This window comes from Micromonospora sp. PLK6-60 (genome assembly GCF_019890675.1).
Lineage (GTDB): Bacteria > Actinomycetota > Actinomycetes > Mycobacteriales > Micromonosporaceae > Micromonospora.
Genome location: NZ_JAIOAA010000017.1, coordinates 47,004 through 65,553, shown reverse-complemented (window position 1 = coordinate 65,553; position 18,550 = coordinate 47,004). Strand labels below are relative to the sequence as shown.

Sequence of the window (18,550 nt, the reverse complement as noted above, 5' to 3'; positions counted from 1 at the left end):
CGTGACCGGTGTGGCCGCGGCCCGCCGCCCAGACCCACCGCGCCCGCCATCTCGAGACGGGGTTCCTCCATGCCGCTGAACGTCGACCTGACCGAGAGTGCCGTCTCCCTGTTCCGCCCCGCGGCCCCGGAGACGCTCACCATCCTCACCGACCTCATCGAGCAGCGGCATCCGATCTTCGCGATGCCGTCCTGGTTCGTCACCGAGGACGCCGCCCACGCCGGCTACCTCATCAGTACGTTCCTTCGGGAGATCGGTGCCGCCCCGGCGTCCGCCCGGTACCGGTGTTTCTTCGCGAACTCCCGCTACGAGGCGTTGCACGGGGCGATCAAGCTGCTGCGCCATCGGGCCGCCGCGACCGCGTCACGGCACCGGGGGCGAGTGGCGGTCCTCGATCCCGACGGAACCCTGCACCGCCGGGCCGACCCGCTGGGGGAGGGGCCCGAGCGGGCCCTCGCGCCCGGCCTGGTGTTCGCCGACACGGTGGCCGCGCTGGACGAATCCCTGGCCCAGGCGCCGTGCGGTGGCCTGGTGCTGCGCGGCACGGACCGGCTGGGCGCGGAGCACCTGGCCGAACTCGCCGACGTCGTCCGGCGGGCCCGGCGCGACGGCACCCGGGTCGCCCTCGACCTCGGCGACGTGGACCCCCTCGCCGCCCACGACGCCGCCAGTGACCTGCTGGGCCCCGACCTGTTCGTGCTCGGTGAATCCCTCACCGGCCACCAGGTGCCCTTCGGCGCCTTCGCCGGCGATCCGGAGATGTTCGCCCCCTGGTCCCACCCGTCGACCGGGTTCCTGCACTCCAACACCTACGGCGGCAACACCGTCGCCATGCGCGCGGTCACGGCGCGCCTGCTGCCGCGCTGGCCCGAGGGCAGCCCGGTACGGGACGTGCTGGCCGCCACGACGGGGGACTGGCAGCGGACGCTGGACCTCTACGCCCGCCACGTCAACCCGATGACCGTACGGATGCACCGCAAGCTGCACGGCGCCCTGCACGTGGTACGGGCCGAAGGGGCGCGGCTCACCGTCGAACTCGACTCGGGCCGGCGTCTCGACCTGGTGGACGGGCTGTGCGGGGCGGGCCTGGGCATCAACGGCCACAACCCGCTCGACGCGGTCACCGACGTGGTGCGACGGCACGATCCGGGGCGGGACTACGTCGGCGAACTGGACCGGATCCTCGCCCGGGAAACCGGGCTGGCCAGGGCGTTCCCGGCGGTCAGCGGAGCCTCGGCGGTCGAGTCGGCGATCATCCTGGCCCGCCTCGCCCGGCCCGACCGGCGGCGGATCGTCGTGTTCCGCCACAACTACGGCGGCAAGACGCTGGTGTCGCTGCTCGCCACGGCGGCCGAACGCACCCGCGCCCCGTTCGGGCCGCTCTACGCCGACATCCGGTACATCGACCCGTACGGCCCGGAGGCGGTGCGGGAGTTCCGGCGGGAGGCCGCCGGCGGCGAGGTCGGGCTGGTCTGGGTCGAGCTGGTGCACGGCAGCTCCAACTCGTACGCCCCGATACCCGACCCGCTCCTGCGGGCCGTCACCGAGGCCCGGGCGGAACAGGGCCTCCTGGTCGGCGTCGACGAGGTGCTCACCTCCTTCTACCGGTGCGGCACCCGCTTCGCCCACCAGGGCAGGCTCCCCGACATCGACCTGATGAGCCTGTCCAAGGCCCTCAGCTACGGTTGCTTCCCCACCGGGTCCGCGCTGGTGTCCGAGGAGGTCTACCAGGCGGCCCGCCGCGCCAACCCGCTCCTGGTCGAGGAGCTGCGCGGCCAGCACGCCCACCAACTCGGCGCCCATTTCGCCGGGCACGCCGTCGCCCAGGTCGACGCCCTGCAGATCGCATCCCGGGTGGCGGCCCTGTCCGAGGTCGTCCGTCGGGGCCTCGCCGCCATGGCCGGGAACCGGCGCGGCGTGGTGGGGCGACGGTTCGCCGAGGGGCTGCTCGGCAGGTTCGAGCCGAGGGTGCCGCGCCCGCTGCGGCGGCTCGTCGACCCCGAGGGCGAGTGGCTGACCTTCGCGCTGATCAGCTGGTGGATCCGGCGGGCCCGGGCGTTCGTGGTCTACGACGTGTTCCTGCTGCCGTTGGTCGCCACCGAGGGGGAGATCCAGCAGGTGATGGACGGGGCTCGGCGACTGTCCCGCATCTCCGCCCCTCGGCTGCTGGCCGAAGCGGCGGTCTTTCGTCTCGTCGAACGCGTACGGCGCCGGGCGCGGGTGCGCGGCCACGCCGTGAGGAGGCCGCAATGAGTCAGCAGGACGTCGACGTGGTGCGCCGGTTCTTCCAGCTGTTCGACGACGGCAAGCTCACCGAGATCGAGGCGCTGCTCACCGACGACTTCGAGTGGATCTATCACGGACCCCCGTCGCTGCCCTGGGCCGGGACGTACCAGGGGGTCGAGGGCTTCCGGCGGTTCTTCACCATCGTCCGGCAGTGGATCTCGGTGGAGGTGTGCCAACCCTACGACTTCCTGGACGCCGGCGACCGCGTGGTGGTCCTCGGCTTCAGCCGCACCCGGGTGCTGCACAACGCCGCCCGGTACGAGGCACAGTGGATGAACGTCTTCACCATCCGGGACGGGCTGATCGCCCGCTATCTGGACCTGTACGACACCGCGAGCATGGTCGAGGCCCTGCACCGGGAGCCGGCATGAGGACGCCCGGGTACCCGCCGGTGCGGCGTCCGCTCGCCGACGCGTTCCTGGCCGTCGCCCGCACCCATGGCGAGCGCACGGCGGTCGTCTCCGACCACGACCGCCTCGACTACCGCACCCTGGCCGGCTGGTCCGGCGCGGTGGCCCGCCGGCTCGGGCCGGTCGGGGCGCCCGGAGAACTGGTGGCGGTCCGGATGGCCGCGTCGCCGGCAGCGGTCGCGACGCTGGTCGGCGTGATCCTCGCCGGCGGTGCGTACCTGCCGGCGGACCCCGCCGCGCCCGACGACCGGTTGCGCGCCCTGGTCACCGAGTGCGGGGTACGCACGCTGTTCGCCGACCCGTCCGAGGTGGACCGGCTGCGTGCCGTGCTGCCCGGCGTGCGGGTGCTGTCCGTCGACCGGCCCCCGACCGCCGACGGGGACCTCCCGGAGCCGCCGCTCGGGGAGCCGGCACCCCTGGCGTACGTCATCGCCACCTCCGGCAGCACCGGTCGACCGAAGGCGGTCGAGGTGGCGGACGGGTCGGTGCTCGCCCTGGCCCGGGCGCCGGAGGCCGGGCTCGGGCCGGACGACGTCGTACTCCAGTTGGCCCCCCTGCACGTCGACCCGTCGGTCTTCGAGATCTGGGGGGCCCTGCTCAACGGGGCGACGCTGGCGCTGCCGGGGCGGGACCGCCCGAGCGTCCACGACATCGGCCGGGCGGTCCGGCGCCACCGGGTCACCGTCCTGCGGCTGGCCGCCCCGCTGTTCCGGCTCGCCATGGAACACGTCGCCGACGACCTGCGTGGCCTGCGGCTCTGCATCTCCGGCGGGGACCGGGCCGGGGTGGCGGCGGTGCGGACCGCGCTCCGCCGGCTGCCCCACTGCACCATCGTCAACGGGTACGGCCCCACCGAGACGACGGTCTACGCCTGCTGGCTGGTGCTGCACGGCGAACGCTGCTACGACGAGTCCTGGCCGGACGTGCCCATCGGCCGGCCGCTGTCCGGAGCGAGGGCACACGTGCTGGGCCCGGACCGCCGTCCGGTCGCGCCCGGCGAGGAGGGTGAGCTCTGCGTCGGTGGCGGTGGCGTCGCCCGTGGCTACCGGGGGCAGCCGGACCTGACCGCCGAGCGCTTCGTCCCCGAGCCGGGGCATCCCGGCCGCACCGCGTACCTGACCGGGGACCGGGTGCGCCTGCTTCCCGACGGCAACCTGCGGTTCCTCGGCCGGACCGACGACCAGGTGAAGATCCGGGGATACCGGGTCGAGCCGGCCGAGACGGAACGGACGCTGCTGCGGCATCCGGCGGTGCGGGAGGCCGCCGTGGTCGCGCCCGGTCCGGAGCTGAACCGGCGGCTCGCCGCCTTCGTCGTGCTGCGCGAACCCGCCGCCGTGGGCGACCTGATCGGGTACGCCGCCGCCACCCTGCCGCCGGCCCAGGTGCCGGCGACGGTGACGGTGCTGCCGGCGCTGCCGGTCACCGCGAACGGCAAGGCCGATCGCCGCGCGCTGACCGGGCAGGCCGACCGGCGGCCCGGCACCCCGGCGGTCGCGCCGGACGGCGGCACCGCCACCGAACACCTCGTCGCCGGACTCGTCGGCCAGGTCCTCGGCGCGCCGGTCGGACCGGACACCGACTTCCTGGCCGCCGGCGGCGACTCGCTGGCGGCGATGACCGTGGCGGCCGGCGTCGAGCGGGCGCGGGGAGTGGCGGTCGGGCTGGGGGAGCTGTTGACCGCGGCCACGGTCCGGGAGATCGCCGCGCTGGTCGACGCCACGGCCGCGCGGGCGCGAACCGCCGGCCCACCGGCGGAGCCGGCCGCCGCGCTGCCGCTGCTGCCCGGGCAGCGGGGCGTCTGGTTCGACCAGCAGGGCCGGCCGCCGCACCGCTACCTGATCCGGCGCACCTTCCTGGTCGCCGGGCCGGTCGACGTCGCGCGGCTGCGGGCCGCGTTCCACCGGGTCGCCGCGCGGCAGGAGGCGCTGCGGATGGTCGTGCGGCGCGACGGCGACGAGTACCGGCAGGTACCGGCGGCCGATCCGGACGAGGCGTTCGTCCACCACGACCTGCGGGAGCTGCCCGCCGGGCAGCGGCAGGCCCGGGTCGACGCGCTGCTGGCCCGGCCCACCACCGGCACGGACGGGACACCCCTGGCACGCCTGCTGGTGGCCCGGCTCGCCGCGGACCGGACCGTCGTCCACGTCGAGCTGCACCACGTCATCGCCGACGACTGGTCGGTGGACGTGCTCCTCGCCGACCTGTCCGCGTCCTACGCCGACGCGGCGGCGCACCCGGCGCGGCTGCGCTACGCCGACCACGTCCGGCAGACGCTCGCCCGGCTGCCCGAGCGGCTGCCCGCCGCCGTGCGGTGGTGGCGGCAGGCCGTCGACGGCGGCGCGCTCACCCTCGACCTGGTCACCGACCGGCCCCGGCCCGCCGTCCTCAGTGGCGCCGGGGACCGGGTCCGGCTGCGCGTCGGGGAGCCCGCGAGCGCCCACCTGGCCGAGGCCGCCCGCCGGCACGGGATCAGCCGCTTCATGCTCTGCCTGGCCGGCGTGTACACCGTGCTGGCCGCCCACACCGAGCGGGACGCCCTGTGCCTCGGCAGCCTGACCAACGGCCGGGGACCGGACACCACCGATCTGATCGGCTACCTCGTCAACGTGCTGCCGATCCGGGTGGCCGCGACCGGCGACACCCCGGTCGAGGAACTGCTGGGCCGGGTCCGGGACGCCTGCGTGGGCGCCTACCGTCACCAGGACGTGCCGGCGCAGAGCGTCTGCCGGGAGCTGGGGCTGACCGGGGCGTCGCGCGGGGCCCTGCCCTTCCCGGTGGTCGTCAACTACCAGCAGCGTCCGCCGCGGCCGCTGCGGTTGGGGCTCGCCACGGTCGACCCCCGGCCCATCGAGGCGAACCACACCGCGAAGTTCGAGCTGATGTTCTCCTTCCAGGAGTCGCCCGGCGGGCTCGACATCGAGGTGGAGTTCAGCACCGACCTGTACCGGCGGGACAGCGTCGAACGGCTCGCCGGCCAGCTCGTCGCCACCCTCGACCGCCTCGCGAACGCCGAGGCCGGAACGGTGCTGCGGGACATCGGCCCGCACGAGCCGGACGAGGAACGCCGGTGGCCGGCCGAGCAGGCACCCGGCGACAGCGACGCCACCCTCCACGGGCTCTTCGCGCGCTCCGCCCGGACGTACCCCGACCGGACGGCGGTGGTGGGCGACGACACGGTGCTCAGCTACCGCGAGCTGGACCAGCTCTCCGACACCGTGGCCGGCCGGCTCTCGGCGCTCGGCGTGGGACCCGGCGACCGGGTGGCGCTGTGCCTGGCGCGCACCCCGCGGCTGGTCGTGTCGATCCTGGGCGTGCTGAAGACGGGTGCGGCCTACGTCCCGCTGGACCCCGACTACCCGGTGGACCGGCTGCGGTTCGTGCTGGCGGACGCGGCGCCCCGGGCGGTGATCTCGACGAAGGACATCATCGAGCGGCACTTCCCACCGTCGGCGCGGACCGGGGCGCTGCCGCCGCTGCTCGACATCGATCGACTGATCGTGCCGGCCGACGAGACGCCGGCGCTCCGCGAGAGCCGCGCCGACGCCCCCGCCTACCTGATCTACACCTCGGGCAGCACGGGCCGGCCCCGGGGCGCGGTGCTGACGCACCGGTCGGTGGCCAACACCCTGCACGGCAACCTGGCACGGCACCCGTTCGCCTCGGACGACGTCTGGCTCCAGCTCACCTCGCCCGGCTTCGACGTGGCGGCCTACGAGCAGTTCATGCCGCTGGTCAGCGGCGGCACGCTGGTGTACTGCGGCGACGACGTACGGGCCGACGGCGCGGCGCTCACCCGCCACATCCGGGACAACGGCGTCACCGTGCTGGTAATGGTCCCGTCGCTGCTGCGGGCGCTGGGCCGCCCCGACCTCGGCACCGTGCGGATCCTGCTGGTCGCCGGTGAACCCGCCGATCCGCACGACACCCGGCACTTCGCCCGGGACCGGGTCGTCATCAACGGCTACGGCCCGACCGAGGCGGCCATCCTCGCCACCACCCACCAGGCGGGCGCGGACGAGGACCGGGCGCGAATCCCCATCGGCCGTCCGCTGCCCGGCACCACCGCCCACGTGATCGACCGGCACGGCCGCCTCGCGGCGACCGGCGTCCCCGGTGAGCTCTGGCTCGGTGGCGCCGGGGTCGGCGTCGGCTACTGGAACCAGCCGGAGCGCACCGCCGAGCTGTTCACCACGCACCCGGCGCTCGGCGGCCAGCGGCTGTACCGGACCGGGGACCGGGTGCGCCGCCTGCCGGACGGCACCCTCGACTATCTGGGCCGGCTCGACGGTCAGATCAAACTCCGCGGCTTCCGGATCGAGCTCGGGGAGATCGAGATGGCGCTCGCCGGCCACCCGTCGGTCAGCGAAGCGCTCGCGGTGCTGCTCGGCGCGGGCGCGGACGCGCGGCTCGCCGTGGCGTACGTCGGCCCGGCCGCTCCGGAGGACGCCCGAGCCCACCTGGTGCGCCTGCTGCCCGCGTACATGGTGCCGCGGACCGTCGCCGCCGTGTCGGCCCTCCCGGTCAACGGCAACGGCAAGGCGGACCGCCGGGCGCTGGCGGAGCAGCTCGCCGCGCTCCGCGCACCGGCGCCGGGCGTGCCGGTCGCCCGGCCGGGCGGGCTGGCAGGGCAGCTCGTCGCCCTGTGGCAGGAGATCCTGGGCGACGTCCCGGTCGGGCCGACGGACGACTTCTTCGCCGTCGGCGGGGATTCCCTGCGGGTGATCCGCCTGCTGACCGCCGTCGAGCGCCGGCACGGCACCCGCATCCCGGTACGCGACTTCCTCACCGAGCCGACCATCCGGGCGATGGTCCGGCAGCTGTCCGACCCGGCGGAACCGGCGGCCGGGGTGGCGCTTGTCGGTCCGGACGACGCCCGCCTCGATCCGGACATCCGCTTCGACCGGCCGACCCCGCCGCCGGGCCCGGGCGACCCGATCCTGCTCACCGGGGCCACCGGCTTCGTCGGCGCGCACGTGCTGGGGGAGCTGCTGCGCGCCACCGACGGACCGGTCCGCTGCCTGGTGCGCGCCTCGACCGTCGACGCGGCACGCGCCCGGATCGCCGAGGCCGCCCGCCGGTACGGGGTGCCGGTGGACCCCGCCGACCCGAGGATCGAGCCGCTCTGCGGCGACCTCCAGCTGCCCGGTCTCGGGTTGACCGCCGACGCGCTGCGCGCCGCGCGGGCGGCGACGACGGTGCTGCACGTCGGGGCGACGGTGCACCACCTGTCCGGCTTCCACCACCTGGCGGCGGCCAACGTGGCCGGCACCGCGGAGGTGCTGCGGATCGCGGCGTCGGGCACCCCGGCGCGGGTCCACCACGTCTCCACCCTCGGCGTGCTGCGCGAGCCCGGTGCCGGCCGACCGGGTCGGCTCAGCGAAGCCAGCCCGGTGGCGGGTGAGCGACACTCGCGGGGCGGGGGCTACGCCGCCACCAAGTGGGCCGCCGAGCAACTCGTCGCCCAGGCGGTGGCCCGGGGGGCGCACGCACGGATCTACCGGCTGGGCCGCGCGGGTCCGAGCGCCACCAGTGGCGTGTCCAACGCCGACGACATGCTGACCCGGCTGCTGGCCACCTCGGCCGCGCTGGGGTGCTACCCGGACGACGAGCGGCTGCACAGCGACCTGCTGCCCGTCGACGTGATGGCCCGCGCACTGGTCGCGCTGGCCCTCGCCGAGGCGCCGGCCGGCACCGTGCGTCACCTGCACCATCCGCGTCGCACCAGCCTCGCGACCCTGCTCGCCGGGCACGACCGGCGCACCGGGGGCACCACCCGGCCGGTCCCGCTGGGCGGCTGGCTCGACCGGCTCGGCGCGGCGACGGAGACCGGCGCGGCCCTGCCCGCGCTCGCGTACCGGGAGCACCTGCGCGAGCTTCGCGACCGGCCGGGGAGCGCCGTGGCGTACGACAACCAGGCGACCCTGAGCGCCCTGAGCGCCGTCGGTGTCGCCCTGCCGGACCTCGACGACGCCCTCGTCGACCGCTGGTGGCGAGACCTGGACTCGATCGGAGGAACGGCCCGATGACCGAACCGGTATACCCCATGGCCCGGCAGTGTCCGTTCGATCCGCCGCCGGAGGTGACCCGGCTGCGCGACCAGCCGCAGGTGTCGCGCGTCCCCATCTGGAACGGGATGCGGCCGTGGCTGTTCACCCGCTTCGACGACGCGCGTGTCGTGCTCGGCGATCCCCGGTTCAGCGCCGACAAGCGGCGGCCCGGCTACCCGGTCTCCAGCGCGGTGGCGCTCGCCGAGGCGACCGTCGAACCCACGCTGCTCATCATGGACAACCCTGAGCACGATGCGGTCCGCCGGCTGGTGCTGAGCGAGTTCACCGTCCGGCGGGCGGAGAGCTGGCGTACCCGGATCGCGGCCATCGTGGACGGCTGCGTCGACCGGATGGTCGACGGGCGCGGGCACGGTGACCTGGTCGCGGACCTGGCGCTACCGGTGGCCCTGTCGTTCGTCTGCGAGCTGCTCGGTGTCCCGGCTGCCGACCGGGAGCGCTTCCGCCGCCTGACCCACGACATGAACGTGCTCAGCGGCACCACCGAGACCGCCGGCGCGGCCCGTCAGGAACTCCAGGACTACCTGGAGTCGCTGGTGGCCGAGCGGGAGCGGGAACCGGGCGACGACTTCGTCGGCCGCATGATCGTCACGCATGTGCGCACCGGCGCGATGGACCGCCGGACGCTGGCCGCCATGGCGCTGCTGCTGCTCACCGCGGGCCACGACACCACCGCCAACATGATCTCCCTCGGCCTGCTCACCCTGCTGCGGAACCCGGCGCACTTCGCGGCGCTGCGCACCGACGACCCGGGCCGGCTCGCGGACACCGTCGAGGAGCTGCTGCGCTATCTCACCATCGTGCAGCGCGGGATCCGCCGGATGGCGGTCGAGGACGTCGACGTCAACGGGCATCCGGTCCGGGCCGGTGACGGGGTGATCGCGGCGATCAACGCCGCCAACCGGGACCCGGCCCGGTTCGCCGCCGGTGAGCGTTTCGACCCCACCGCCAGGCCGCACGGGCACCTCGCCTTCGGGTACGGCCCGCACCAGTGCCTGGGACAGTCGCTGGCCCGGGTGGAGCTGCAGGAGACCTACCGGGTGGTGGCCCGCCGTCTGCCCGGCCTGCGGGTCGGCGTGCCGCTGGAGCGGCTCCGCTTCAAGTCCGACATGGCGGTGTACGGCCTGCACGAACTACCGGTGACCTGGTGAGCCCGCCGTCTGCCGTCGCTTCCCCGCCGAGGAGTTGCCTGCCATGAAGATCGACCTCGACCCCACCCGGTGCGTCGGTGCCGGGCAGTGCGTGCTGACCGCTCCCGAGGTCTTCGACCAGGGCGACCCGGACGGCGTGGTCGTCCTGCGCGACCCCGACCCCGCCGACGAGCTCACCGAGGACGTCCTGGCGGCGGCCGATCTCTGTCCTGTCGGGGCGATCCTGGTGGCCGACGGGGGAGACGACCGGTGAGCCGACTGCTCGACCAGCTCCGGGCCGCCGTGGGCGACGAGGGCCTGGCGACCGACCCCGCCGTGCTGCGGGACCACGCACACGACCGGATGCCGCTCGCGCCGTACGGTCAGCCGCTGGCGGTGGTGCTGCCCGCCGACACCGGGCAGGTGCAGCAGTGTGTCCGGGCCTGCGCCGCCGCCGGGGTGCCGATCGTGCCGCGCGGAGCGGGCAGCGGTCTGGCCGGGGCCGCCAACGCGGTCGACGGGTGCGTCGTCCTGCTCACCACGCGGATGGACCGCATCCTCGAACTCGACGTCGCCAACCGGCTGGCGGTGGTCGAGCCCGGGGTGGTCAACCTCGCGCTGCGCGAGGCCGCCGCGGCGCACGACCTGTTCTATCCGCCCGACCCGTCCAGCCTCGACTGGTGCACGCTCGGCGGCAACCTGGCCACCGACGCGGGCGGCCTGTGCTGCGGCAAGTACGGCACCACCAGCGACGCGGTCCTGGGCCTGGAGGTGGTGTTGGCCGACGGCTCGCTGCTGCGCACCGGTCGCCGGACGGCCAAGGGGGTCGCCGGGTACGACCTGACGCGGCTCTTCGTGGGCAGCGAGGGAACGCTCGGCATCATCACCCGGGCGACGCTGGCGCTGCGTCCGCTGCCGGCCGTGCCCGCCACGGTCACCGCCGTGTTCGGCTCGATCGAGCAGGCCGGTGACGGCGTGCAGCGGGTGGTGCGGGCCGGGGTGGTGCCGTCGCTGATGGAGATCATGGACGCGACGTCGCTGCGCGCCTCGGCCGCCTACCTCGGCGTCGACCTGGGCGGGGACGACGGTCAGGCGATGCTGCTGGGCCAGTCGGACGCCGGGGGAGCGGCCGCCGAGCGGGAGATCGCCACCATGGCGGCCGCCTTCCGGGCGGCGGGCGCGGTGCTGATCCGCACCAGCCGGGACCCGGCCGAGGGGGGCGTCCTGCTCCAGGCCCGCCGGGTCAGCCTCACCGCGCTGGAGGCCCGGGGCGCCTGCCTCACCGAGGACGTGGCCGTGCCCCGCACCCGCATCGTCGAGCTCATCACCGGCTGCGAGAAGATCGGTGTCGACGCGGGCCTGACCGTGGCGGTGGTCGGTCACGCGGGCGACGGCAACATGCACCCCACCGTCCTCTACGACCGGGACTGCCCGCAGCAGTACGCCCGGGCCCGGGAAGCCTTCGACAACATCCTGGCGCTGGCGCTCTCCCTCGGCGGCACGGTGACCGGGGAGCACGGCATCGGCAAGCTCAAGCAGCCGTGGCTGGCGCGGGAGGCCGGCCCCGTCTCGATGCGCGTGCACCGGCTCGTCAAGCAGGCCCTGGATCCGGCGGGACTGTTGAACCCGGGCTGCCTGTTCGGGCCGGCGGAAGCGGAGCGGGAGACCCCGTGATCGCCCGTACCGTGCGGACGGTGGCGGCGCTTCCGGCGCCGCTGCGTACCCTGTTCGTCACGACGTTGATCTTCCGCGCCGGCACCGTGGCCTATCCGTTCCTCGCCGCGTACCTGCTGCTGGCGGGCGTCATCGGCCCGACCGCGGTGGGCACCGCGCTTGCCTGTTTCGGGGTGGGTGCGCTCGCCGCCGACCTCGCGGCCACCGTGCTGCTGGCCCGGTTCGGCGCCCGGTCGGTGATCCTGGCCGGTCTGCTGCTCAACGCGGCGGTCGTGGTCGTCGTCCCGTGGTCCGACCACCTGGCGTCGCTCATCGTGGCGCTGCTGGTCTGGGGTTTCGCCTACGAGGTCGTCACGCCGGCCTCCTACTCGGCCGTCGTCGCGCAGACCGGCGCCGGCGACCGGAAGGTCCCGTTCTCCTGCATCCGGCTGGCCATCAACCTGGGCATCGCGGTCGGGCCCCTGGTCGGCGCGCTGGTGTTCGCCGTGCAGCCACGGCTGGTGTTCTGGGTGAACAGCGCCTGCGTGCTGGCGGCGGCCGGGTACCTGTGGACCCGGCCCGCGGCGGCCGCGCCGGGCGGCGCGCCCCGCCCGGCGCACCGGACCCGCGCACCCCGGCTCGGGCCGCCCGCGCGGGCCCGGTTCTGGACCATCTACGGACTCTCGCTGCCCGTGCAACTGGCCTACTCGCTGCCGTCGGTCTTCGTCGCCACCTACGTCATCGTCGTCCTCGACCTGCCCGGCTACTGGGCCGGCGTCGTGTTCAGCGTCAACGCGCTGTGCATCGTCCTGTTCGAGGTGCCGGTCAACGTGCTGATGACCCGGGTCAGCAACCGGGCGACCCTGCGCCTCGGCTACGGACTCGCGGGCGCCGGCTTCCTGCTGATGTCGCAGTCGGAGTCCGGCCCGGCGCTGATCCTGTCCACCCTGGTCTGGACCGCCGGCGAGATGGTGGTCTTCCCCGGGCTGCTCAACTACGTCAGCAGCCTGTCACCGGGCCCGTCCGCCGACCGGAGCATGAGCATCTACTCGACGGGGGTGAACGTCGCGTTCATCCTCGCGCCGCAACTGGCCCTGCTGCTCTCGCGACCCGCCGCACCGGCCCTGCCGTGGGCCGCCGCCGGCGCCGCCGTGGTGGTGGCGTGGCTGATCCTGATCGTGGCCAGCAAGCACCCCTACACGTGGCATCCGGAGGAGGAACCATGCAGAAGCGCGACCTGACCGACTTCATCGGCGTCGAGTACACCGGCCTGACGTACGACGACCTGAGCCGTGGCGAGGTGTTCGCCGACATCGTCGACGCGCTGCACCAGCGCGACCTGGTCGTCCTGCGCCGGGCGGAGCTGACGCCGCAGCAGCAGATCCAGCTCGCCCAGCGGATCGGCCGGCCGGTGCCCTTCGTGTTCCAGGAGTGGCGGCACCCGGAGTTCGCCGAGATCCTCGTCTCGTCCAACGAGCGCCGGAACAACCGGCCGGTCGGCGTCCCCCGGGTGGGCAACTTCTGGCACCAGGATTCGTCCTACGTCGCCGAGCCGCCCGAGTACACCATGCTGCACGGGGTGAACGTCCCCGGCGACTGCGGCCACACCCTGTTCGCCTCCGCCGCCGACGTGCACGACCGGCTGCCGGAGGAGTGGAAGGCCCGGCTCAAGGAGCTGGTCGGGCGGCACACCCTGACCAAGCAGCAGCGCATCGAGCCGGAGCACGTCGGCCTCTCCATCGCCGAGCTGCGCGCGCTGGTGGCGCAGCAGTACCCCGCGGTCGAGCACCCGGTGATCCGGGTCGACCCGCACACCGGCCGCCCCTACCTCTACGCCGCCCGGGAATACATGGACTCCGTCGTCGGTCTCGACGCCAACGGCAACCAGGAGTTCTTCGACCTGGTGGACGCCCTCGTGCCGGACCCGCAGCGGGTCTACACCCATCGGTGGACCCCGTCGGACCTGCTGATCTGGAAGACCGCCACGACCTACCACAAGGCGACGGACCTACCGCCCGGGACCAGCCGGACCGTCCACCGCGTCAGCATCGCGGGCCGATGAGCGCCGTACGCGGCCCGGCCGGGCCGACGTCCGGCGCCGGCGGCGACCGCCCCGTCGCGGTGATCGTCGACGCCTACTCCGCCGGGAAGTTCCTGCCCGCCGCCTGCCAACGGCAGGGCGCGGACGTCGTCCACCTGCAGTCCACCCCCGAGTTCCTCTCCTCGGTGCCGCCGCCGGACCTCCGCCCCTACCTCGCCAACGTGGTGCACGCCAGCGGCGACTGGCGGGACACGGCCGCCGCGCTGGCCGCGTACGCGCCGGTGGCGGTCCTGGCCGGGCAGGAGTCCGCCGTTCCCGCGGCGGACACCGTTGCCGGGCTGCTCGGCCTGCCCGGCAACCCGGCGGGCACCTCGGCGCTGCGCCGGGACAAGTTCCGGATGATCGACGCCCTGCGCGCCGCCGGCCTGCACTGCGCCCGGCAGCTCAGGTCCGCCGACCCGGAGGAGGTCGTCTCGTGGGCCGGGCGCGAGGCCGGCTACCCGGTCGTGGTGAAGCCGCTCAGCTCCGCCTCCACCGACGGCGTCTCCATCTGCCGCGACCCGGCGGAGGTCCGGGCCGCCGTGGCCGCCGTCCTGGGCTCGACGGACATCTTCGGCCGCCGCAACACCGAGATCCTCGCCCAGTCCTTCCTGGCGGGCGACGAGTACGTGGTCGACGTGGTCCGGGGCGCCGGCGGCGAGCGCCACGTCTGTGGCATCTGGCGCTACGAGAAGGCCATGATCGGCGCGAAGCGGGTCTACGACCGGGACCTGCTGATCGACCCCGGCAGCCCCGAGGTGGCCGAGCTGGTGCCCTATCTGGACGCGGTGCTCGACGCCCTGGACATCCGGTTCGGGGCGGCCCACGCGGAGATCATGCTGACGCCCGCCGGGCCGGCGCTGGTCGAGGTCGGCGCCCGCGTCAACGGGCTCATCGATCCGGGCTTCCACGACCTCTGCCTCGACGGCAACCAGGCGGACCTGCTCGCGATGGCGGCGGTACGACCGCAGGAGTTCCGGCGCCGCAACGCCGCCGAGGCGAGGTACCGCAAGCGCCGGGAGGCGATGGTGGTCCACGGCCGGACCAGCCGCGCGGGCATCGTCGCGCGGATCGACGAGGAGGCGCTGGCCCGCATCGCCGCGCTGGACACCGTCCGCCTCGTCGTGCCGCGACTGGCCGTCGGGGACCGGATGCGCCCCACCACCGACCTGTTGTCCAGTCCACTGCGGGTCTTCCTGGCCGCCGACCGCCCGCAGGACCTGATCGCGGACCACCGGCGGATCCAGCAGCTCACCGACGACGTCTTCCAACTGGCGCCGGCGCCGGTCGCCGGCGGGACGGATCTGGTGGCGGGCGGGAGCAGGCGATGACCGTGCCGAGCCGGGCGGATCTCGCCACGCTGCCCGACTACATCATCCCCCGGCAGGCGCCCGGGGCGATCCTGCTCAACTCGAACGAGCTGCCGATGGCGCCCCTGCCCGCGGTCGCCGAGGCGCTGGCCGCCGCCGCGCGGGACAGCCACCGGTATCCGCAGTGGTTCTCCGAGGATCTCGTCGCCGCGCTGGCCGCCCGGATCGGCGTGCCGGAATCCTGGCTCGCGGTCGGCTGCGGCTCGGTGAGCCTCTGCGCGCAGCTGATCCAGGCCTACTGCCGGCCGGGGGACGAGGTCCTCTGCGCCTGGCGCTCCTTCGAGGCGTATCCGGTGCTCGCCCGGATCGCCGGCGCCACCCCTCGCACCGTGCCGTTGGACGCCGCCCACCGGCACGACCTGGTGGCGATGGCGGCGGCGGTCACCCCGGCGACCAGGCTGACCTTCCTGTGCAACCCGAACAACCCCACCGGGACCGCCTTCGGCCGGCAGGAGCTGCACGCCTTCCTCGACCGGGTGCCGCCCGACGTGCTGGTGGTGCTGGACGAGGCGTACCACGAGTTCGCCGGGCCGGACGTCGCCGACGGCGTCTCCGTGCTGGCGGACCGGGAGAACGTGGCGGTGTTGCGTACCTTCTCCAAGGCGTACGGACTCGCCGGCGTCCGGGTCGGCTACTGCGTGGCGCCGCCGGCGGTGATCCGCGAGGTGCACCGGGTCGCCGTGCCGTTCGTGGTGAGCCGCCTGGCCCAGCGGTCCGCGTCCGTCGCCCTGCGCCACGCGGACGAGGTGGCCGCCCGGTGCGCCACCGTCGTCCGGGAGCGGGAGCGGGTCTTCCGGGCCCTGCGCGGCCGGGGCTTCCCGGTGCCGCGTTCGCAGGCGAACTTCCTGTGGCTGCCGCTCGGGGCGGAGTCGGGGCGCTTCGCCGAGTACTGCGCGGAGCAGGGCATCCTCGTCCGGCGGTTCGGGGACGAGGGCGTACGGGTCACGGTGGGCCTGCCGGACGAGAACGACGCGTTCCTGCGGGCGGCTGAGCAGTTTCCCCTCGGCGCCGTCGGACCCGTGCGGACCTGATCGGCGCCACGGCTGGTCAGTCGCGCCGCACGGTGGCTCCGGCTCGGATCGCGCGCGGAATCTCCGCCACCTCGTCGACCCGGTCCAGGAGCCGGCCCAACTCCTCGTCGGACGCGGGGGAGCGCAGCTCGACCCGGTAGGTGATCCCGGTGGACGCCCAGGTCGCCGGGTCGAAGGCGCCCGAGGCGGTCACCCGTACCCCGTCGACGCGGACGCCCAGTTCGCGTGCCTCCCGGTACACGTCGTTGAGGACGCAGCCGGCCGCGGCCAGGTGCAGGAGGTGGGCCCCGGTGAAGTCGGCCTCGACGGTGACACCCTCGGGGGTCCACCGATGGGGGAACCGGATCGCCTCGGCGGCACCCGACCGCAACGAGCCGGCGCCGACCACCACCGCGAACTGATCCACTGGCCCGCCCCGTCCGCTCGTGCCGTACTGGACGGAAGCATTGTGCCCGGGGACCGCCGTCGACACCAGGAACCCGCCGCCGGTCAGGAGAGGTCGCGGCGCGGGTCGAACAGGTCGATGGGGTGCCGGGTCGCGCCGTCCGTCGCCAGGTCGGCGAGGATCTCGCCGACGACCGGGACGAACTTGAAGCCGTGGCCGGAGAAACCGCAGGCGACGGTGACCTGCGGGTGCTCCGGATGGGTGGCGATCACGAAGTGCTGGTCCGGGGTGTTGGTGTACATGCAGGTGGCGGCCCGGAGGAAAGGGCCCGCGAGGCTGGGCAGGATGGATCCCAGGCGCTCGGCCATGTCCCGGACCTCCGCCGGGTGCACCCGCCGGTCGATGGTCTCCGGCGTGCAGAGCTGACCGTGGCGGAAGAAGGCCACCTTGGCGCCACCCGCCGGGCCGTCGATGGCCGGGAAGCCGTAGACCTGGGTGCCGGCGGCGTCCTCGTGGATGTAGATCGGATGCCGCCGCGGCGCGAACGGGCCCACCCCGGTGCCGGGCTGGAACCAGTACATGACCTGCCGCTCGACGGCCAACGGCACCCCGAGGTCGGCGAGAAGTTCCGGCGCCCAGGCCCCGGGACAGACGACGAGGCGGCGCGCCCGGTAGGACGCCTGCCCGGTGGTGACCTGGACGCCGCCGTCGGGCAGCACCCGCCAACCGCGTACCGGCTCGCCGTAGCGCAGGTCGGCGCCGTGTCGGGCGGCGAGGTCGAGGTGCGCGGCGACGGTCGCCTCGGGGCGGACGAAACCGGCCCTGGCCTCGTAGAGCGCGACCTCGTCGCCCGCCGGGGTGAACGTCGGGAAGCGGCGGCGCAGCTCGCCCGCGTCGAGGAGTTCGTGGGGCAGGTCCCACTCCCGGGCGGCGCGCAGGCTGCCGGCCACCACCGTGCTCTCCGGCCGGCCCACGAAGACCCCGCCGGTGAGCGAGATGATCTCCCGCCCGGCGTCGCGTTCCAGCCGCTCCCACAGCTCGTACGCCCGCAGCAGCAACGGCACGTAGGCCGGATCCTCGAAGTAGGCCTGCCGGGTGATGCGCGAGCCGCCGTGGCTGGACCCACGGTCGTGGGCCGGCCCGAACCGCTCCAGGCCGAGCACCCGCTGGCCGCGCGCCGCGAGATGGTAGGCGGCGCTGCTCCCCATCCCGCCGAGCCCGACCACGATGACGTCATGGACCGCCATGTCGGGGACCTCCAGCACCGGAAGCGACTCGGGACACGACCGGAACGGTAGCCGTCGTCCGCGTTTCTGTACGACTTCCGTCTCGTTCCAGCGGGCATCGACAAAGGACGGCTCGACTATATTCTCCGGTGAACCGGGGGAGGGCACATGTCGATGAAACAGTCGGCGGACGGGGAGTTCGCCCGGATGCTGGAGGCGACGGTCGGTGCGCTGCGGGCCGTCAGTCCCCAGCCGGAGGACGAGGAGACCGCGCGCCGGCGGCGGACCGGGGAGTCGGCGGACGGGCAGGTGCGGGCCGAGTTCGGGTCGGACGGGCGGCTTGCGGCGCTGAGCCTGGACCCGCGGCTGATGCGGCTGGGCTCCGAGGAGGTCTGCGACCGCGTCGTCGAGGCGGTGAACGCGGCCATCGACGCGCTGCGCGGCGCCGCGGCGCCGGTGCCGGCGGCCGGGGACCTGTCGCAGCTCACCGAGCAGTTGCAGGAGGTCCGGGACACTGCCGTACCGCGGCTGGGGGCGTTCCTGCAGGCGCTGACCGACGCCCAGACGCGGGTGGCCGGGGGTGGTTCCCGGTGAGCGGCTTCGAGGTCGACCCGGCGTTGCTGCGATCCGGTGGGGACACCGTGATCGACGTCGCCCAGGGGTTCATCGGTGAGCTGGAGAGCTTCGAGTCGCAGTTGCAGGGTTTCGGCGAGCCGTGGGGCGGTGACGACATCGGGTCGCTGATCGGCGTCGCCTACACCGCGGTCGCGGCCTGGGTGCTCGACTGCATCGGCGAGGCGGCCGAGGAGGTCGGGTCGGCGGGCAGTGACCTGACGTTGATGGCCGACAACTACGAGGCCGCCGAGGAGGACACGGCCGGCATGATCCAGACGTTGCACGGACAGCTGGGCTGA

At 74.4% G+C, this 18,550-nt stretch carries 14 protein-coding genes; 12 read left to right on the top strand and 2 right to left on the bottom strand.

Annotated features, from left to right (window positions below):
- Positions 1-69 precede the first annotated feature (69 nt).
- Genes K7640_RS24865 through hisC form a run of 10 tightly spaced genes read left to right on the top strand, consistent with a single transcriptional unit; the run spans position 70 to position 16,025 of the window.
- Positions 70-2,253, top strand: coding sequence for an aminotransferase class III-fold pyridoxal phosphate-dependent enzyme (locus K7640_RS24865; RefSeq protein ID WP_222957330.1), 2,184 nt, complete (start codon positions 70-72; stop codon positions 2,251-2,253).
- On the top strand, positions 2,250-2,657 hold the full coding sequence (locus K7640_RS24860) for a nuclear transport factor 2 family protein (protein WP_222957329.1): 408 nt from the start codon (positions 2,250-2,252) through the stop codon (positions 2,655-2,657). The genes K7640_RS24865 and K7640_RS24860 overlap by 4 nt, the downstream gene beginning before the upstream one ends.
- Entirely contained in the window at positions 2,654-8,722 is a 6,069-nt protein-coding gene (locus K7640_RS24855) for a non-ribosomal peptide synthetase (RefSeq protein ID WP_222957328.1), read from the top strand. The genes K7640_RS24860 and K7640_RS24855 overlap by 4 nt, the downstream gene beginning before the upstream one ends.
- Positions 8,719-9,912 (top strand): cytochrome P450, encoded by a 1,194-nt coding sequence (locus tag K7640_RS24850; RefSeq protein ID WP_222957327.1) that lies wholly within the window; start codon positions 8,719-8,721, stop codon positions 9,910-9,912. Before K7640_RS24855 ends, K7640_RS24850 begins: the two co-directional genes overlap by 4 nt.
- A gap of 43 nt (positions 9,913-9,955) precedes the next feature.
- Complete coding sequence (locus tag K7640_RS24845; protein WP_222957326.1) at positions 9,956-10,165, top strand: ferredoxin; 210 nt, start codon at positions 9,956-9,958, stop codon at positions 10,163-10,165.
- Complete coding sequence (locus K7640_RS24840; protein WP_222957325.1) at positions 10,162-11,565, top strand: FAD-binding oxidoreductase; 1,404 nt, start codon at positions 10,162-10,164, stop codon at positions 11,563-11,565. The genes K7640_RS24845 and K7640_RS24840 overlap by 4 nt, the downstream gene beginning before the upstream one ends.
- Positions 11,566-11,585: 20 nt before the next feature.
- Positions 11,586-12,785, top strand: coding sequence for an MFS transporter (locus tag K7640_RS24835; RefSeq protein WP_222957324.1), 1,200 nt, complete (start codon positions 11,586-11,588; stop codon positions 12,783-12,785).
- Positions 12,767-13,606, top strand: a complete 840-nt coding sequence (locus K7640_RS24830) for a TauD/TfdA family dioxygenase (protein ID WP_222957323.1) — start codon at positions 12,767-12,769, stop codon at positions 13,604-13,606. Before K7640_RS24835 ends, K7640_RS24830 begins: the two co-directional genes overlap by 19 nt.
- Positions 13,603-14,955, top strand: coding sequence for an ATP-grasp domain-containing protein (locus K7640_RS24825; protein WP_222957322.1), 1,353 nt, complete (start codon positions 13,603-13,605; stop codon positions 14,953-14,955). The genes K7640_RS24830 and K7640_RS24825 overlap by 4 nt, the downstream gene beginning before the upstream one ends.
- Entirely contained in the window at positions 14,952-16,025 is a 1,074-nt protein-coding gene (gene hisC, locus K7640_RS24820; protein ID WP_222957321.1) for a histidinol-phosphate transaminase, read from the top strand. The genes K7640_RS24825 and hisC overlap by 4 nt, the downstream gene beginning before the upstream one ends.
- A gap of 16 nt (positions 16,026-16,041) precedes the next feature.
- On the opposite strand, the gene K7640_RS24815 is transcribed toward hisC, so the two are convergent.
- Both K7640_RS24815 and solA read right to left on the bottom strand, forming a co-directional pair.
- Positions 16,042-16,431, bottom strand: coding sequence for an OsmC family protein (locus K7640_RS24815; protein ID WP_222957320.1), 390 nt, complete (start codon positions 16,429-16,431; stop codon positions 16,042-16,044).
- Between the two features lie 83 nt (positions 16,432-16,514).
- Positions 16,515-17,657: an N-methyl-L-tryptophan oxidase gene (gene solA, locus K7640_RS24810; protein WP_222957319.1), complete on the bottom strand. Its 1,143-nt coding sequence runs from the start codon at positions 17,655-17,657 to the stop codon at positions 16,515-16,517.
- A 147-nt stretch (positions 17,658-17,804) separates the two neighbouring features.
- On the opposite strand from solA, the gene K7640_RS24805 reads away from it, so the two are divergent.
- Both K7640_RS24805 and K7640_RS24800 read left to right on the top strand, forming a co-directional pair.
- Positions 17,805-18,230: a YbaB/EbfC family nucleoid-associated protein gene (locus tag K7640_RS24805; protein ID WP_222957318.1), complete on the top strand. Its 426-nt coding sequence runs from the start codon at positions 17,805-17,807 to the stop codon at positions 18,228-18,230.
- A complete protein-coding gene (locus tag K7640_RS24800; protein ID WP_222957317.1) occupies positions 18,227-18,550 on the top strand; it encodes a WXG100 family type VII secretion target in 324 nt (107 codons plus the stop codon). The genes K7640_RS24805 and K7640_RS24800 overlap by 4 nt, the downstream gene beginning before the upstream one ends.

What these genes read in the sequence shown, in the direction of transcription:
- K7640_RS24860 (WP_222957329.1), top strand. Translation starts at nt 2,250, where the DNA reads ATGAGTCAGCAGGACGTCGACGTGGTGCGCCGGTTCTTCCAGCTGTTC.
- K7640_RS24850 (WP_222957327.1), top strand. Translation starts at nt 8,719, where the DNA reads ATGACCGAACCGGTATACCCCATGGCCCGGCAGTGTCCGTTCGATCCG.
- K7640_RS24830 (WP_222957323.1), top strand. Translation starts at nt 12,767, where the DNA reads ATGCAGAAGCGCGACCTGACCGACTTCATCGGCGTCGAGTACACCGGC.
- hisC (WP_222957321.1), top strand. Translation starts at nt 14,952, where the DNA reads ATGACCGTGCCGAGCCGGGCGGATCTCGCCACGCTGCCCGACTACATC.
- solA (WP_222957319.1), bottom strand. Translation starts at nt 17,657, where the DNA reads ATGGCGGTCCATGACGTCATCGTGGTCGGGCTCGGCGGGATGGGGAGC.
- K7640_RS24805 (WP_222957318.1), top strand. Translation starts at nt 17,805, where the DNA reads ATGTCGATGAAACAGTCGGCGGACGGGGAGTTCGCCCGGATGCTGGAG.
- K7640_RS24825 (WP_222957322.1), top strand. Translation starts at nt 13,603, where the DNA reads ATGAGCGCCGTACGCGGCCCGGCCGGGCCGACGTCCGGCGCCGGCGGC.
- K7640_RS24865 (WP_222957330.1), top strand. Translation starts at nt 70, where the DNA reads ATGCCGCTGAACGTCGACCTGACCGAGAGTGCCGTCTCCCTGTTCCGC.
- K7640_RS24855 (WP_222957328.1), top strand. Translation starts at nt 2,654, where the DNA reads ATGAGGACGCCCGGGTACCCGCCGGTGCGGCGTCCGCTCGCCGACGCG.
- K7640_RS24845 (WP_222957326.1), top strand. Translation starts at nt 9,956, where the DNA reads ATGAAGATCGACCTCGACCCCACCCGGTGCGTCGGTGCCGGGCAGTGC.